This window comes from Azospirillum sp. A1-3 (assembly GCF_023806445.1).
GTDB lineage: Bacteria > Pseudomonadota > Alphaproteobacteria > Azospirillales > Azospirillaceae > Azospirillum.
On record NZ_JAMSLU010000007.1, the window covers coordinates 440,207 to 455,697 of the forward strand.

At 66.3% G+C, this 15,491-nt stretch carries 10 protein-coding genes and 1 pseudogene; 4 read left to right on the top strand and 7 right to left on the bottom strand.

All coding sequences use genetic code 11. From position 1 onward, the window contains the following. Nucleotides 1-31: 31 nt before the first annotated feature. Both scpB and M5E06_RS32465 read right to left on the bottom strand, forming a co-directional pair. Nucleotides 32-859, bottom strand: coding sequence for an SMC-Scp complex subunit ScpB (scpB, locus tag M5E06_RS32460; protein ID WP_252141772.1), 828 nt, complete (start codon nucleotides 857-859; stop codon nucleotides 32-34). 10 nt (nucleotides 860-869) lie between these two features. Beyond that, nucleotides 870-1,808, bottom strand: a complete 939-nt coding sequence (locus tag M5E06_RS32465) for a DUF1403 family protein (RefSeq protein ID WP_252141773.1) — start codon at nucleotides 1,806-1,808, stop codon at nucleotides 870-872. 543 nt (nucleotides 1,809-2,351) lie between these two features. On the opposite strand from M5E06_RS32465, the gene M5E06_RS32470 reads away from it, so the two are divergent. Continuing rightward, the gene (locus tag M5E06_RS32470; protein ID WP_252141774.1) at nucleotides 2,352-2,834 is read left to right on the top strand and encodes a DUF1579 domain-containing protein; all 483 of its coding nucleotides are present in this window, start codon (nucleotides 2,352-2,354) and stop codon (nucleotides 2,832-2,834) included. Between the two features lie 69 nt (nucleotides 2,835-2,903). Next, nucleotides 2,904-3,935, top strand: coding sequence for a tyrosine-type recombinase/integrase (locus M5E06_RS32475; RefSeq protein ID WP_252141775.1), 1,032 nt, complete (start codon nucleotides 2,904-2,906; stop codon nucleotides 3,933-3,935). 629 nt (nucleotides 3,936-4,564) lie between these two features. Here M5E06_RS32475 and istB read toward each other — a convergent pair. From istB to M5E06_RS32500, 5 genes are all read right to left on the bottom strand, one after another. Continuing rightward, entirely contained in the window at nucleotides 4,565-5,317 is a 753-nt protein-coding gene (gene istB, locus M5E06_RS32480) for an IS21-like element helper ATPase IstB (protein WP_252141534.1), read from the bottom strand. A gap of 9 nt (nucleotides 5,318-5,326) precedes the next feature. Continuing rightward, on the bottom strand, nucleotides 5,327-6,853 hold the full coding sequence (istA, locus tag M5E06_RS32485; protein WP_252141533.1) for an IS21 family transposase: 1,527 nt from the start codon (nucleotides 6,851-6,853) through the stop codon (nucleotides 5,327-5,329). A 286-nt stretch (nucleotides 6,854-7,139) separates the two neighbouring features. Next, nucleotides 7,140-9,266 (bottom strand): bacteriohemerythrin, encoded by a 2,127-nt coding sequence (locus tag M5E06_RS32490; RefSeq protein ID WP_252141776.1) that lies wholly within the window; start codon nucleotides 9,264-9,266, stop codon nucleotides 7,140-7,142. Nucleotides 9,267-9,311: 45 nt separating this feature from the next. Continuing rightward, nucleotides 9,312-10,532 (bottom strand): GGDEF domain-containing protein, encoded by a 1,221-nt coding sequence (locus tag M5E06_RS32495; protein ID WP_252141777.1) that lies wholly within the window; start codon nucleotides 10,530-10,532, stop codon nucleotides 9,312-9,314. 161 nt (nucleotides 10,533-10,693) lie between these two features. Next, entirely contained in the window at nucleotides 10,694-12,469 is a 1,776-nt protein-coding gene (locus M5E06_RS32500; RefSeq protein ID WP_252141778.1) for a sensor domain-containing diguanylate cyclase, read from the bottom strand. A gap of 282 nt (nucleotides 12,470-12,751) precedes the next feature. Between M5E06_RS32500 and M5E06_RS35980 the strand changes: the two genes are divergently transcribed. Beyond that, on the top strand, nucleotides 12,752-14,476 hold the full coding sequence (locus tag M5E06_RS35980; RefSeq protein ID WP_252141779.1) for an HD domain-containing phosphohydrolase: 1,725 nt from the start codon (nucleotides 12,752-12,754) through the stop codon (nucleotides 14,474-14,476). 33 nt (nucleotides 14,477-14,509) lie between these two features. After that, a pseudogene (locus M5E06_RS32510) lies at nucleotides 14,510-15,399 on the top strand (transposase); the annotation flags it as partial. Nucleotides 15,400-15,491: the final 92 nt, after the last annotated feature.

Genomic DNA, 15,491 nt, shown 5'->3' on the forward strand with positions numbered 1-15,491 from the left:
TACGGCAGCCACCGACTCTTAAAATTGCGTGTCACTCGCCAGTCTCATCAGTGCAGGCCGCATCACCATCATCAGGGGACAACGTGTTGAGCCGTGCCGTCACCCGGGCCGACGCGGCGGCCACCTCGGCCAGAGGGCCAGCGAGGTCGACGGTCGGTGAGCTTGGTTGGCTTAGCCGCCGGGCCGATGGGAGCGACGTTCGCCCCACCGGCTCCGGTGAAGCCGGTGCGCCCGCAGGGGTGCCGTCGAGCACACCGGTGTCGGCCAGGCCCATCGCCCGTAGATCGTCCAAGTCGGGCAGATCGGCCAAGCTCTCCAAACCGAACCGGTCGAGGAAGGCGTCGGTGGTCACAAAGGTCAGCGGGGCGCCCGGACGCGGACTGCGTGGTCCTGGGCCGACCAGCCCCGCCGCGCGTAGGCGGCCAACGGCGTCGGCATCCACCGTGCGGCCGAGCAGGCGCTCCAGATCACGCCGGGTCACCGGCTGGTGGTAGGCAATGGTGGCGAGCAGCAGCTGGTCGGTGGGGCCGAGAGCGGGGAAGCCGGCGCCGGCGGGGCGCACCGCCCGCAGCACCGGGGCGAGAGGAGGGCGGGTGCGGTGATGCCAGCCGCCGGCGACCGCCACCAGGTCGTAGGGTCGGGGGCGCAGCTCCGCGCGGATGTCGGCGATCACCGCGTCGAGCGGGCAGTCGTCGCCGACCACCCGTGCCAGCACCGCCCGCGGCACCGGAGTTGGCGAGGCGAAGATCACCGCTTCGACCCGGCTCATCCACTCCCGCCACCGCAGCTCCGGCGGCAGGTCAGCCAAGGTCCGGTCGAACGGCAAGTCATCACCGGCCTTTGCAGGGGGCTGTGCCATGGTCCCTCGCTTAGAGCCCGTAGAGGCGGGCGGTGGGTCGGCCGGTCAGCTCGCGGACGGCGCCAAGGGCGACCAGCCGATCGAACAGCCGGCGGGCGGCCCGCTCGGGAATGAGGTCGCGCACCCCGGCCACCGACAGTGCGTCACGGGCGAGCAGACGATCGATGACCTGCCCGGCGGCACGGGCGCGCAGCCGCGGCCGCACGGCCTGGAGGGCGGCGGCACGGTGGCCGAGCAGGGCGAAGCGGTCGAGCATCCGGGCGCTGCCGCGCAGCACCACACCAGCAAGGCCGGCCCCGTCTTCCGCGGCCGCGAGAGCGGCGAGGTCGACGCGGCCCTGTGGCAGGCCGAAGGTGACCAGCGGCAGGCCATAGGCCCAGCCCAGCCAGCGGACAAGGACAATATCGGCCGCCCACAGGGCGAGCGCGCCACGGCCGGGCCGTACCGCCAGCACCGCCTGGAGGGCGGCGACGGCGGCGGCAAGCGGACAGGGGCGCTCGGCGGCAGTGGCGAGCGCCTGGGTAAGCGCGTCCGGCAGGCCGTCGGTGCGGGCGCCCAGTCCAGAGATCAGGCGGGGCAGGTCGCCCCAGCGGGGGCCCGGCGAACCGGCGGCCAGCCAAAGATAGGCGCCCAGCACCGGGGCGGCCGGTCCAGCCGGTGGCACCGCACCGACGGCGACCAGATCGCGCAGCGCCGCCTCGTCCTCGGGGCGCCCATTGCGGGCAACAGTGGTCGCCGCCGCGGCAAGCGCCAAACGGTTGGCCCAGGCGCCGGCGTGCGGGGCCTTGGACATGACCGCGGCATCGAGCACGGCGAGCACGGCGCCGATCTGGGCGGGCCCGGCGGGTCCAGCATGATCAGCTCCACCACGGCCGTCGAGAGAGCGGATCGCCCAGGCGGGCAGGTGCAGCCGGATGGCAGCGGCAGGAGAGAGCTCAGGGGACGTCATCGACCACGATACGGACAGAGGGCAAACGAGCGCGCCGGTGACACGTCTTTCTTGACACCAGTCGGGTGGACAACGGCGCTTGTTGGCTCCTATAGCACAGAAAAGCGCCGGGGCTAAGGGTGAGCCTCTTATGTCCGATAAGCTTGGCTTATCGGACATAACTTGACAGTGCTGCCGCGGCCCGCTACTGTCTTCACGGCAGGAGGGTTTGTCGGTTTTCCGGGATCGCTGGACCGAAGCCAGAAATCGCGAAAAACGGCGGAATTCCTGCCCAGGATCGCCGGACAGGCGGTGCCAGGATCACTGGACTCAAACCGGGAACGGTGGACAGGTTCCGTCCTCCAGCCCCTCTAAGCATCCCCTTGAGATCCGCATTTTCGCCGCTTCAGGTTGGTTGGCGGTCCGCTGCGGCCGAGGCAAATCGCGGCCATTTTGATTCTGTCCAACAAGAAGCAGTCAGACCACGTCATTTCTTCATATGCCATTGACACCGGTCGGAACATAAAGCGAACATAACGCTCTTGTTAGCCTGGGAGACTGCAGATGAGTGAGCGTGACTTGATGGCGCGTGCCTTTGATTTCGAGATTGGGTCTTGGCACGTCTCGCATCGCCGTCTGCGAGACCGTCTGGCTGAGTGTCAGGAGTGGGATAGCTTTACCGGGACGGCGGACATGCGGCCAGTTCTTGGGGGAAACGGAAACATCGAAGACAATTTTCTGAACCTTCCGCAGGGCGCTTACAGAGCGATTGCGATCAGGTCCTATGATCCACAGCGCGGGCTCTGGGCCATCTGGTGGCTTTCCGCTGCCGCCCCTCTTTCAATTGAGGCGCCGGTGGTGGGTCGGTTCGAAGATAATGTCGGAACCTTTTTCGCGGATGGGCACCTCAAGGGACGACCGGTCAAGACTCGTTTCCTCTGGCTGGATACCCATACCGCCACTCCGCGGTGGGAGCAGGCGATGTCCGCCGACGGCGGCGAAACCTGGGAAACGAACTGGACCATGGATTTTAAAAGGGCTGTTTGACAACGACCCTCCCAAATTCAATGATCCCAGTGTACTCTCCACCAATCCTGGAGCGACGGACGGTTCAGCATGGCCTCAGACACCGTCCCCGCCCCTGCCCTCTCCCAGGATCAGGCGCTCGACCACCTGTCCGAGCTGGCCGACAAGGCCCGGGCCTATGCCCGCAACGCCAAGGCCGAGAACACGCAGCGCGCCTACGCCGCCGACTGGCGCCACTACAGCGCCTGGTGCATGCGCCGTGGCGTCTCGCCGCTGCCGCCCGATCCGCAGGCGATCGGCCTCTACCTCGCCGATCTCGCCTCCGAGACCTCAGCGACAGGCCGGCGCTCCCGGGCTGCTGCGACGGTCGAGCGCCGCTTGTCTGGCCTGGCCTGGACCTTCCGCCAACGGGGCTGCCCCCTTGACCGCGGCGACCGGCACATCAAGGAGGTGCTGGCCGGCATCCGCCGCAGCCACGGCCGACCGCCCGTCCAAAAGGAGGCACTGCTCACCGCCGATCTGCTGCGCATGCTCGGCTGTCTGGCCGGCGACCTGCGTGGCGTGCGCGACCGCGCCATCCTGCTGCTCGGTTTCGCCGGCGGGCTGCGGCGCAGCGAGATCGTTGGCCTTGACCATGGCGCCGAGGAGACCGCCGATGGCCGCGGCTGGGTCGAGGTGCTGGAGGGTGGGCTGGTCCTGCACATCCGCGGCAAGACCGGCTGGCGCGAGGTCGAGGTCGGACCGGGCACCACGCCGCTGAGTTGCCCGGTGGCGGCGCTGAAGAACTGGATGGAGTTGGGCCGCATCGCCCATGGGCCGCTGTTCCGCCGCATCGCCCGCAACGGGAAGCAGACTTTGACCGACCGGCTGTCCGACAAGCATGTCGCCCGTCTGGTGCAAGCGACGGCTCTTGCCGCCGGCATTCGCGGTGATCTGCCGGAGGGCGAGCGTCGCCACCGCTTCGCCGGCCATTCCTTGCGCGCCGGGCTGGCCACCGCCGCCGAGGCGGAGGAGCGCTTCGTTCAACGGCATCTCGGCCATGCCTCGGCCGAGATGACCCGGCGCTACCAGCGCCGCCGTGACCGCTTCCGCGTCAATCTCACGCGGGCCGCCGGCTTGTGAGACGGGGGCGCCGGATCGAGAGCGCGGCGGATGGCCTTGCGCCACCCGCCGCCAGTATCGGCTCCATAGTGGAGCGTGGGCAAAATGAAGGCCACCAAGCGGGAGCTGTCGGCGGCCTTTAGTATGGATCGGGAGGAGCTTACCATAGACAGAACCCAATCGGTTCACTCTCTGAACAGTCCGAGACGGCAACACGCTCCCCCGTCTTGAAGCAATATGCCTTCAGTCCCGAATTCTTCGGGGATGGCGCAGGACTGACCCCTGGCGGAAGTTGGCTGTGGTGGTGGGGTGCCGAATGATAGGTGAAACGCACTCACGGCTCAAGAAATTGCAGATTCCGATGAAGCCGGCCGGGTATTCCGATTTGAAGGCGGCCACCGTTCCGAACTGAAGCCGGCCAGCGTTCCGAAGGAAAGCGGCCGGGGTGGCGTATCCCCGCGAGGCGTTTTTCGTGTCGCATGAGCATGGCGTCGGGTCAAGCCGCCATGATCATGTCGAGGTGGAGGGCGTCCCCGGAATCCATAGGAGGGCCCCGGGCAAGCCGGTCGCGAGCGCGCCTCATCACGCTAGAGAGCGGCCGGCTTGCCTGGGAGGTGCCTGTGGAGCTCCGGGGGCGCCCGGCGGTCTCGTCACTCTCCGTCGGCCAGGGCTGGCTGGCGTCGCGGCTTGCGCATTGAGTCTCCGGTGAGGTCGATGCGGTAGGCGTTGTGAAGAATGCGGTCCAAGATCGCGTCCCCGAGAGTCGGATCCCCAATGAGTTCGTGCCAGCGGTCCGTGGGGATTTGGCTGGTGATCAGCAGAGAGCCGGCGTTGTAGCGGTCCTCTACGATCTCGAGCAGGTCGCGGCGCTGCTCTGCGTTCAGCGGCTCTGGTCCCCAGTCGTCCAAGATGAGAAGTCGCACGCGGGCGAAGCCACGCATCAGGCGGGCGTAACGGCCGTCGCCATGTGCCAGGGCCAGGGTCTCGAACAGCCGGGGCATCCGCTGGTAGAGTACCGATAGGTTTTCGCGGCAGGCACGGTGGCCAAGCGCGCAGGCCAGCCAGGATTTGCCGATGCCGGTCGGCCCGGTGATGATCACGTTCTGGTGGTCGTGGATCCATCGGCAGGTCGCCAGCTTCTGGAACAGCGCGCGGTCCAGCCCACGCGGCGCCCGGAAATCAACATCCTCGATCACAGCGGGATGGCGCAGCCGGGCGCTCTTGGCGCGTGCTTCGAAACGTTTCTGCCGCCGCAGCGTCACCTCGTGATCAAGCAGCACACCCAGCCATTCCTCATGGCTGAGGGTGCCGGCCTCGCGGTTGTTCTGCATCTCGCGCAACGCCTTGGCCATGCCGTGCAGCCCCAGGTCGCTGAGCTGGTCGAAGGTGGGATGGGAAAGCATGGTGGGCTCCTAATGAAAGTACCGCGAGCCGCGGATGTTGGCGTGGTCCAGCGCCGGCGCCTCGGGGCGGGCGGTGGAGCGAACCCGGTCCAGGTTGTTGCGTAGGATCGAGGCGATGCTGTCGGCAGTGGTGGCGCCGATCTCCAGTGCCCGGGCACTCACCGCCTCAGCGCGGGCCCGGTTGGGGCCGCGAAACAGCTTCAGCACGCCACGGCAGGTGCGGAAGCCCTGTTCCGGGTGCGGCCGGCTGGCGAGGATGGCGCGGATCAACGCCACAGTATTGGGGCCAAGGTCGCCGGCGTCCCGCTCGAAACGCTCGGGGCTCCACTCGGCGTAGCGGCGGTGTGCCGCCGGCATGTGCTCGGGCACGGTGCTGTGGCGCTCGCCGCCGTGCCGGCGGGCATGGGCGGCGATCCGTTGGCCGCGGTGAAAGAACTCCACCGTGGTGGCGGTGAGGCGTGCGTCGATCTGTTGGCGGATCAGCGTCGCCGGTACCGAGTAATAGAAGCCGGCGACCTCGACATGGTAGTCGGGGCCGACGCGCACGAGCTTCCACTCCGCGTATTCGTAGGGCGTGTCGGGCAGCGGCCGCAGCGCCGGCCGATCAAGCTGTTCGAACAACTCCCTGCGGCTGAGCCCGAGGCGGCGCTGGGGCCGTGTGTTGAGGTCCTCCAGCACCCGGTCGATCGCGCCATTGGCTTCGGCCAAGGAGAAGAACGGCAGATTGCGCAGCCGGCCGAGGATGAAGTACTGGGCGATGCGCACACCGGCTTCCACCTTGGCCTTGTCACGTGGACGACGCGGACGCGCCGGCAGGATGCCGACGCTGTAGGCGTGCGCCATGTGGGCGTAACTGCGGTTGAGCTCCGGGTCGTAAAAGGAAGCCTTGAGGACGCCGCTTTTCAGGTTGTCCGGCACGATCAGGCGCGGGCAACCGCCGAGGTCCTCGAACATGCGGACATGCGCCCCGATCCAATCGGGCAGTGTCTGGGTCCAGGTCGCCTCGGCGTAGGTGTAGTTGGAGGCGCCCAGCACGGCGATGAAGAGCTGGGCGGGCCGCACGGCGCCGGTGGCGGGATCGCGGATGGGCAGCGTCTTGCCGGAGTAGTCGACGAAGACCTTGTCGCCGGCCAGATGGGGCTGGCGCATGCTGGGGGCGAGCCGCGCCTCGAACTCCCGGTACAACTCGCAGTAGCGGCTGTAGCCGTAGCCGTCGGGATGAGCGGCACGGTACTCCTCCCACAGGATCATCAGCGTGACGCCCGGGCGTTTGAGTTCGCGGTGCATAGCCGCCCAGTCGGGTTCCGGACGCCGGCGGACGCCGGGGCGAATGTTCGGACGGGCGAACAGCCGCTCCTCCAGCTCGGCATCGCTGAGGTCGGGGGGCAGTGGCCAGGACAGGCCGGCGGCATGGGCGCGCTCCAGGTACTCCGCCACGGTGCTACGCGCGACACCGAGCTGGGCTGCGATTTGGCGATCGCTGGTCGGCAGCAGGCTGCCGAACTTCAGGCGAAACAATTCACGGATCTGCCGCATGGAAAGCCTCAAGGCTGGCATCCGCTCCTCCTGTCGGTTGGATCAGGAGGCGGTGCTTGATGGAAGCTCTCCTCGCGGGGAAGACGCCATCATCATGCCGACGATGGTGCCGGTCGCCTTCACAGCGGAAGGGTGGCCGGTTTCATGTCGGAATGGTGGCCGCCTTCAAATCGGAATGCCGGCCGGCTTGCGATCGGAATACTGGCCGCTTTGGCGTCGGAAACCGTGGCCGCTTTCAGTCGGAATCTGCAAAGAAATCGGCCGTACGAAGGTAAGGTGGGCGACTTCAGGCCGCTCGGCCCGACCGTGGCGCTGAGGCGGCAAAGTGCGCAACGGCTGCGTCAGCGTCGGCGATGTGATTTTGCCACCAGCTGCCAAGCAGGCTGATGACATCAATGCTCGTCGTCTTGGCGCCGCGTTGGAAGTCCTCGGCAAGCGCGTCCAGGCGCGCGAGGAAGATCTGATGCTGCCGACGGTGCTCGTCCGTCCCCGGATAGCAGAGCCGAACCATGAAAGCGTCCTCCTCGGTGAAATGCTTCGAGGCGTAACGGCGCAGATCGGCGAAGGCCTCAGCCAAGACCCCAGCCTCAGCTCCGGCCTTGACCGCGGCGTAAACCCGGTTGACCAAGTCCATCAGCCGCCGATGGTCGTCATCAATGTGCGGCACCCCGAACTCGAGATCTTCGCTCCAGGTCACCAAAATCGAATAATCGACCCCGTCGAACCGCACATCGCGCAGGAAATCGTGCACCCGCTCCTTCAGGCGCTCCGCCTGACGGCCGAGCTGCGCTGCCGTGGCCTCCAGCTCATCGGTGGCCACCCCCGCGTCCTTGGCCGCAGCCTCCACGCGATGAATGGCCCCCGACACGCTGGCCGTCCCCGCCGCCGCCCGTTCGGCGTTGCGGGCGATCTCCTGCGTTGCCGCGTGCTGCTCCTCAACCGCCGCCGAGATCGCCGTGGCCACGCCGCTCACCTCTTGCACCACCGACGCGATGCCGGAGATGGCGTCCGCCGAGGTGCGGGTGCGCTCCTGGACTTCGCCGATCTGGCGCGTGATCTCATCCGTCGCTCTGGCCGTCTGGTTGGCCAGCGCCTTGACCTCCTGTGCGACCACCGCGAAGCCCTTGCCCGCCTCGCCCGCCCGCGCCGCCTCAATGGTCGCGTTGAGCGCCAGCAGGTTGGTTTGTGAGGCGATGTTAGCAATCAAATTGGCCACGTCTCCAATACCGCTCACGGTCTGCTCCAACGCCCGCATCGCGTCGGTCGTCACACCGGCCTCGCGCACCGCGCGCACGGCAACCATGGAGGCGTGGGCGGATTGTCGGGCGATCTCCTGGATCGAGCTGGTCAATTCCTCGGAGGCCGCGGCCACCGCCTGGACATTGGAGGACGCCTCCTGGGCGGCTCCGGTGACGGTCGCGACTTGGTCTTTGGTTTCCGCGGAGCTCGACGACAGGCGCTGGGCGCTCGTGCGCATGGCGAGATCCGCGCTCGACAGGCCGTCTACGACGCCAACGATCGTCAGCTCGAATTCCTTGATGGTGGTTTGCAGATGCGACCTTTGATCTTCCTTGATCGCCTGTTCGCGCTTTTGCGTCTCGGCCAGATCGCGCGCCTGAATCAGGCCCTCCTTGAAGACCTGCACCGCCTTGGCCATGCGGCCGATTTCATCACCACGGCCACCGTCTTCGACCGGCGCCTCCAACTGGCCATCGGCCAACGCCCGCATCGTCTCGGTCATGCGCGTCAGCGGCTTGGCGATCGCCCGCGAGACCAGGAGCGTCAGGACGATCACGGTGGCGAGAATGGCCGTACCGATGCTCACCAACCCCAACACATGCTCCCGGTACACCCCGTCGATGTCGTCGACATAGATGCCCGAGGTGACCACCCACCCCCACGGTGGAATCGCCTTGCCATAGGAGATCTTGGCGACCGGGTCCTTCGTCGCGGCCCCCGGTTTGGACCATTCGTAATGCACCACCCCCTCGCCTTTGACCCGCACCTCGGTCAGCAAGAGATCGATGAAGGCGACGCCCTTGGGATCCTTGGTGCTGCGCATGTCGCGGCCGACCAACTCCGGCATCGCCGGGTGCATCAGCATTTTCCCCTGAGCGTCGGTCACGAAGAGGTATTCGCCGTCGCCATAGCGCATGGTGGCCAGCACCGCGAGGGCTTCCTTCTGGGCGGCGCCCACCGCCAGTTCGCCCGCCGCCACCCGTGCGGCGAAACGTTCCACCACCCCAGATGCGGTCTCGACAACATGCCGCGTTTTCAGCTCTCGGCCAGCCATCAGCTCGGTTTTGAATTCGCTCAGTGTGAAACCGAGCAGCAGCAGGAGCGCAAACACGAACAGTGGAATTGTCGCGGCGACCTTGGCGCCGATCGGCAGATCTCTGAAGCGAAATGACATGTCCCGACTCACAGCTTGGTATTTTTAGGAAAAAGGCAGTGATAATCACGCAAGCACGGATGGCCGGACCGGACGGAGCGGTCCTTCCGGCAGAATGGCACGATCGCGCCCGGCGCGTTTGGCCTCGTACATGCGTGCGTCCGCCAGCTCGATAAGCTGAGGCCAGTCCTGCACCCGGTCCAGACGCCGCTCCGCGACGCCGATCGACGCGGTCATGGGAGCGCCGTCCGGTCGTAGCCCCAGGCCCATGGTGCGGAGGCGCTCGATGACCACGCGGGCACCGTCAACGTCGGTGTTGTTGAGGATGGCGACGAACTCCTCACCGCCCCAACGCACCAGAATGTCGCCGCTCCGCAGGCCTTTGCGCAGGCCGTCCGCGACGGCTTGCAAGGATCTGTCGCCTTCCTCATGGCCAAAGGCGTCGTTGATCGCTTTGAAATGGTCGATGTCGAAAAAGGCCACCACCAGGGGCGAGCTCTGCTGCACCGACAGGCGAAAGAACAGGTCGAGCGTCTCAGCCCCGGACCGGCGGGTGTACGCCCCGGTCAGCGGATCGATCATGGCGCGGTTGACCAGGGCCATCATGTAGTGCAGCTGGCTCATCCCCGAGAAGGTCGCGGCGCCCATGACCAGCAGCATGAGCCACAGCATTGGTCCGTGCTCGAGCACGGATGGCAGGTCGCCACTGAGAGCGATGCCCACGATGGTGAATAGGAAGGCGGGCAGCGAAAAGACCACCACCTCGCAGGCGGTCAATGGGAACACCGCCAGTCCCGCCAGAACAACGTCAGGCATCAGAGAGTACAGCTTGACCACCAAGGCGCTGCCGTCCGTGAGTGGCACCCCAGCCAGGATCGTGAGCGACAGCAGGTAAAAGACCGGCGGGACCAGTAGCAGGGTCAGCAACAGCAGATTGGCCTGCGCACGCGAGGTCGACCAGCGCCATGGCCAGGCAAGCAGGAGGAAGATCCCGCCCGCGACAAGCCGCAACATGGTCATCTCGGCCCACTGCGGCCACGGAAACGCAAAAGCATCGATCATCGACCACAGGGGCACCAGAATGGCGAACAGCGCCGCCACGAGCCGGACGCGCGAGACAATCACAGCCGCCGCATGGCGACGGATGTGCGCGGCGTGTCCGAAAGGCACCAGGAGTTCGGCGAGCTGATCGCCCCTGATCTTGATCGGCGAGAACAAATCGTCGGTGACTCTCGCGCCAGGACGGGTGCGTTTGTTCGAAGAGGGTGACGTTGCAGCGTTGCGCATGGGACGGAAGCCGACACGGGTGGGAGCCACGAGAGACCGGGGGGAGGCGCTGTGACCATCGGGAGCGTTCCGGCCGAAGCGAGTGCGATCGGTACCGCACCGAGTAGAAAAATTGATTAAAATTGAAGGCAAATTGGCGCGCGGGGCGTGACAGGTCCGGATCATGGCTGCTCGGGCAGCGGACCGTTTGCGGGGGTCCCTGGGGCGGCGATTCCGACGTCCACGAGGTTGGCGAGGCACTTCTTGCAGTCGCCGCTCTCGTCACTGGCACTGAAGATGGTAAAGCGGTTCTTGCCGGACCGTTTGGCCTGATACATCGCCCGGTCGGCGCGCCGTATGGCGCAGGTTAGATCGCCGCAGCGGCTTGGGTTCACCGCGATGCCGATGCTGCACCCGACGCCGTGGCCCACCGTTCCGACCTGAGCGATGATCCGCTCAGCAAAGTCTGCTGAAATGGCGCCGATGCGATCAGGAGGCGCGGTGAGGCAAACGGCGAACTCATCGCCCCCGAGCCGTCCAGCCAAGTCGCTGTCCCGCAGCGTCGACCGGAGCGCGCTCGCCACCGCGACCAACACTGCGTCTCCGCGGTCGTGACCAAGCCGATCATTCACCTGTTTGAACCCATCGAGGTCGATGAAGAGAAAGGCCATGGCGTCTTCCTCCGCCTCGCACCGCAGCCTCATGGCTTCCGCCAACTCCAGGAGGAGAGCCCGCCCTGGCAGCCCGGTCAGGGGGTCGCGTTTGGCCTGATCGAGCTTCGCGCTCGCCTGCTTCCTGATGGCGCGCAGCTTCACCTGCGTGCGGCGCTCGCGCGCCAGAGAGCGCATTCCCCAGCCAATCGCCAGCAGCATCACGCCCGAACTGACGGCCGACTCCGTGACGGTTGTGAGGGTCCGCCTTTTCCAATCGGCCAGGGCTCGATCCTGGTCAATGCCCACAACAACCCTCAGTCCGTAAAACGCCTGTGTCCGATCGGCTGCGAGGCGTTTCCGGCCGTCGCCAAACGGCATCACCGCGGAGGTTCTAATGTCCGTGAGCCGCTCGGTGTCCACTGGCTGCCCACTGGCCGTGCTTGCGCCAACCACGGTCTCAAGGTCGGGATGACGTGCCACCAGTTGCCCGTCAGAACGGAAAACGCTGATTACCGGCGCCAGATCGAACCCGAGCAGGTCGTAAAAGTCGGTCAGAAAAGCGGTGTCCATTTCCAAAACGGCAACGCCGACAAACGTACCCTCAGGATCGTGCAAGGGCCGAGAAATGGTGAAGATGACCTCGTTGCTGTAGCGGCTGAACACGGCTTGGCCGACCAGCGTGGCTCGGTCACGGCGCGCGATTTTGAAGTAGTCGCGGTCGGACACGGTCAGTGTCGAACTCGGAAACAGTGCCGTGCTCAGGATGGCGTTGCCCGAGGCATCAAAGAGCCAGAGCCGCAGCCCCCCGGCGGCATGGGCGGCGTACTCCCGGAGGCGTCGCCAGTGGCGCTCATCGCGCACCCGATCGAGCCCGCCCGCCTCCCGCACCATGTTGGCGGCCTGACGCAGCACGACGTCGGCACCATCGACGGTGCGGAAGACATGCGCCTCGACCACCTTGGCCATGTCGCCGATCATGGTGAGGCTGCGTTGAAGGGTGTCGTCATAATCCCGATACGTCCGAAGCGCCGCATTTCCGGTCACCACGGCCACAACGACTGACAGGACGACGGGGATGTGGAGGCGGGAAAACATTGGCCGTGGCAACGCGGGCGTGCGGTCTAACAAGTCGCGATAAGCGGGAAAAGAGCCGCCACTTGCATATACAAAGCTGATCGTCTTCCCAATATCCCCACTTTTCCGTTCATCTTTGTTGTTGCGACTGGATGATTGGCGGCTGGCGGCGCCGAGCAAAGTGTTCCCCTGCCCCACCCGCGCAAAGCCTTTCCACGCATCCCGGCCCATCCCCTGCCCTGTCTCGAGCCCGTTCTGCCGTGAAAAGCCTAAGCGAACAACGATGGGCGTGGAGGCGCTACCATTTGTCGCATGCCCGTCACACTGCGCATACTTCGTCGGCGTAGCATTTTTCTGGCGTCCATCTTACCGTTGCTGCCCCGATTTGGGGCCCTTCCCCGGTGCAGCGATTTCGGACCAGGCGAATGGCCGGGTTCTTTTCGGTGCCCCTTGTTCCAGCAACGTGCAGCAAGGCGAGCGAAGCGTATGGGTTCGGCAGAAGAGCGGGGCGCTGTGTCAGACGCCCGCGACACGGTCTCTCCCAGCGTGCTTGAAACCCAGCTGGCACGCCGGAGCGCGATCGCCGCTTCCATCATCGTTCTGCTCACCGGACTGGCGACGGTCGTGCTCGATGGCATTCTAAGGGATGTCGCTGCGGATGCCGAGTTCGTGAAACTGAGTGGGCGTCAGCGCATGCTGTCTCAGCAAGGGACGTCGTTGGCCGCGACGCTGGCCGCAAATCCCGAGCAGGCGCGTCGCACGGAACTCGCCGCACGGCTGGAGGATGTAGCAGCCGAACTATCCGAGGGGCAGGAGGTTCTGTCCACATCGTCGCACCTCCCCGAAGAGGTCAGAGCCTTGTACGCGGTGGGATGGCTCAGCCCAGGTGGCCTAGTTCGGGAGTTCGTCGAGGATCTCCACGCATCCGCAGCCTCGGCCTCGGCGCTCCCCCCCGCCAACGTGGATACTGTTCTGAAGCATCTGCACGGTGCCACGTCGGCCCTGGCGGCGGTCTATGGCGAGCGGACCCGAACCGCCCGCGTCGTTGGCCTCGGCTTGCTCGCCACCATCGCGGTCGCGGCCGGGCTCACGTTCGTGCTCGTGTCGCGGCTCTCCGCGCGCCTGGTCCGGTGTCAGATGCAGAGCTTGTCCGACACCGCGACCGAACTCGCCGCGGCGAAAAGTCAGGCGGAGCGCCACGCTGCCAAGGCCCGTGCCGCCGAGGAACATCTGCTTCGCTTGTCCCAAGCGGTCGAGCAGAGCAACAACATGGTTTTGATTGCCTCGACCGAGGGCATTATCGAGTATGCCAACCCTCGCGTCTTCGAGGTCACCGGCTACAGCCGGGAGGAGCTGATCGGTCGACACACCCGCATTCTCGGGGCGGGCGAGACGGCGCGGGAGGTGTACCGGGCTCTGTGGACGACGCTGCGGGCGGGGCGCGAATGGGACGGCGAGCTGCGCAACCGGCGCAAGGACGGCTCGCTCTACTGGGTGGCCGCGACCATTTCGCCGGTGCGCGGACCGGACGGCTCCGTGGTTCGTTACCTGTCCATCGAGAACGACATCACGGCGCACAAGGACACCGCGGCGGCCCTGCACACCATGCGGGAGCGCACCCGCGGCCTGGTCGAGAGCCGCCTGAGCGTGATCCGCTGCCTGGGCCGCGCGGGCGAGTACCGCGACAACGAGACCGGCATGCACGTTGCGCGTGTCGGTCAGATCAGCCGCCTGCTCGCTCTGGCGCTTGGGCTGGGCGACGAGCGGGCGGAGATCATCCTCCATGCCGCGCCGCTGCACGATGTCGGCAAGATCGGCATTCCGGACGACATCCTGCTGAAACCCGGCAAGCTCACGGTGGACGAGTTCGCCGTGATGAAAACCCATGCGAGCATTGGGGCCGACATCCTGGGCCACGGCGACGAAGAGCCACTCCGGACCGCGCGGATTATCGCGCTCACCCATCATGAGAAGTGGGATGGCTCCGGCTACCCGAACGGGCTCAGAGGTGAGGCCATCCCGATTGAGGGCCGAATTGTTGCCGTCTGCGATGTCTTCGACGCACTCACCTCGACCCGTCCCTACAAGACTCCATGGTCCATTGATGATGCCCTCCGGCTGTTGCGGGAGAACGCTGGCACGCACTTCGATCCGACGGTGGTCGACGCCTTTCACCGCATTCTTCCTGCCGTGCTCGACGTTCGCGGGCGGTACGCCGATGAGCCCGTAGCCGCCTAGGGCGAATCGGTGCCCACTCGGCAGACGGTCATTGACCTCCGCGCCGCCGCCCGGATGGCGAGCGCGCCATCGCAGTCGCCGGGGGAGATGAGCGAAGCTCCCCAGCCGGTCGCCGCCGAACCGGAGCGGCGGCTGCGCAGCACAGAACGGCGGGCGCAAGCAGCTCAGGAGCGCCGCGACGCCCGCTATGCGGAAGCGGTTCGCTTGCGCGACCAAGGCCTGTCCACCCGGGCGGTTGCCCGATCGCTCGGTGTCGAGCGCAAAACGCTGCGCCGTTGGCTTCGCACCGGTCATGCCCCGACATGGCGGCATGCCGACCGCGGCACCAGCATCCTCAATCCGTACCAGGATTATCTGGAGGATCGCTGGCAGGCGGGTTGCCGGAACGCCGCGGCGCTGTGGCGGAAACTCCAGGAGCGCGGGTTTCCCAGACAGTACAGCGTCGTGCGGGATTGGGGAACCCGGCGCCGGCGACAGGATCCGCCGGCCGAACCGAGGGGGACCTCCGATAAGCCGGTGTCGGCGAAGCAGTCCGAGCCTCCGACACCCCGGCGTGCGGTGCGGCTCCTGGCCGGCGATCCCGACAGGGTAACCGACGAGGGCCGCCGCTTGTCCAGGCGTTGCGGGAGCGCTCGCCGTCGATCGCGACGGCGGCTGATCTCATCACCCGCTTCTGCGAGATGGTGAAGGGCAAGGTGTCCGACCCGTTCTATGACTGGCTGCGTGAGGCAGAGGTCAGCGCGCTGTCATCGTTCGCCGCCGGGATCCGCCGCGACGAGGACGCGGTGCGCGCTGCGCTCAGCGAGCCGTGGAGCAGCGGGCAGGTCGAGGGCCAAGTCAACCGGCTGAAGGCGATCAAGCGCACAATGTATAGCCGGGCCGGCTTTGAGCTGCTGCGCGCTCGCGTCCTCGGTCACGCCTGACGCGAACATCAAATGGTGAAACACGCTCCGGTCATCCATACAAAAATTGGAAGAGCCCAGTGTTGCAGGCCGATGCACATATGAATCACAGC

Bases quoted from the DNA above. Each gene is read 5' to 3' on its own strand.
- istB (WP_252141534.1), bottom strand. From the start codon at position 5,317: ATGCTTTCCCATCCCACCTTCGACCAGCTCAGCGACCTGGGGCTGCAC.
- M5E06_RS32490 (WP_252141776.1), bottom strand. From the start codon at position 9,266: ATGTCATTTCGCTTCAGAGATCTGCCGATCGGCGCCAAGGTCGCCGCG.
- M5E06_RS32495 (WP_252141777.1), bottom strand. From the start codon at position 10,532: ATGCGCAACGCTGCAACGTCACCCTCTTCGAACAAACGCACCCGTCCT.
- M5E06_RS32465 (WP_252141773.1), bottom strand. From the start codon at position 1,808: ATGACGTCCCCTGAGCTCTCTCCTGCCGCTGCCATCCGGCTGCACCTG.
- M5E06_RS32500 (WP_252141778.1), bottom strand. From the start codon at position 12,469: ATGGGCCGGGATGCGTGGAAAGGCTTTGCGCGGGTGGGGCAGGGGAAC.
- M5E06_RS32475 (WP_252141775.1), top strand. From the start codon at position 2,904: ATGGCCTCAGACACCGTCCCCGCCCCTGCCCTCTCCCAGGATCAGGCG.
- scpB (WP_252141772.1), bottom strand. From the start codon at position 859: ATGGCACAGCCCCCTGCAAAGGCCGGTGATGACTTGCCGTTCGACCGG.
- istA (WP_252141533.1), bottom strand. From the start codon at position 6,853: ATGCGGCAGATCCGTGAATTGTTTCGCCTGAAGTTCGGCAGCCTGCTG.
- M5E06_RS32470 (WP_252141774.1), top strand. From the start codon at position 2,352: ATGAGTGAGCGTGACTTGATGGCGCGTGCCTTTGATTTCGAGATTGGG.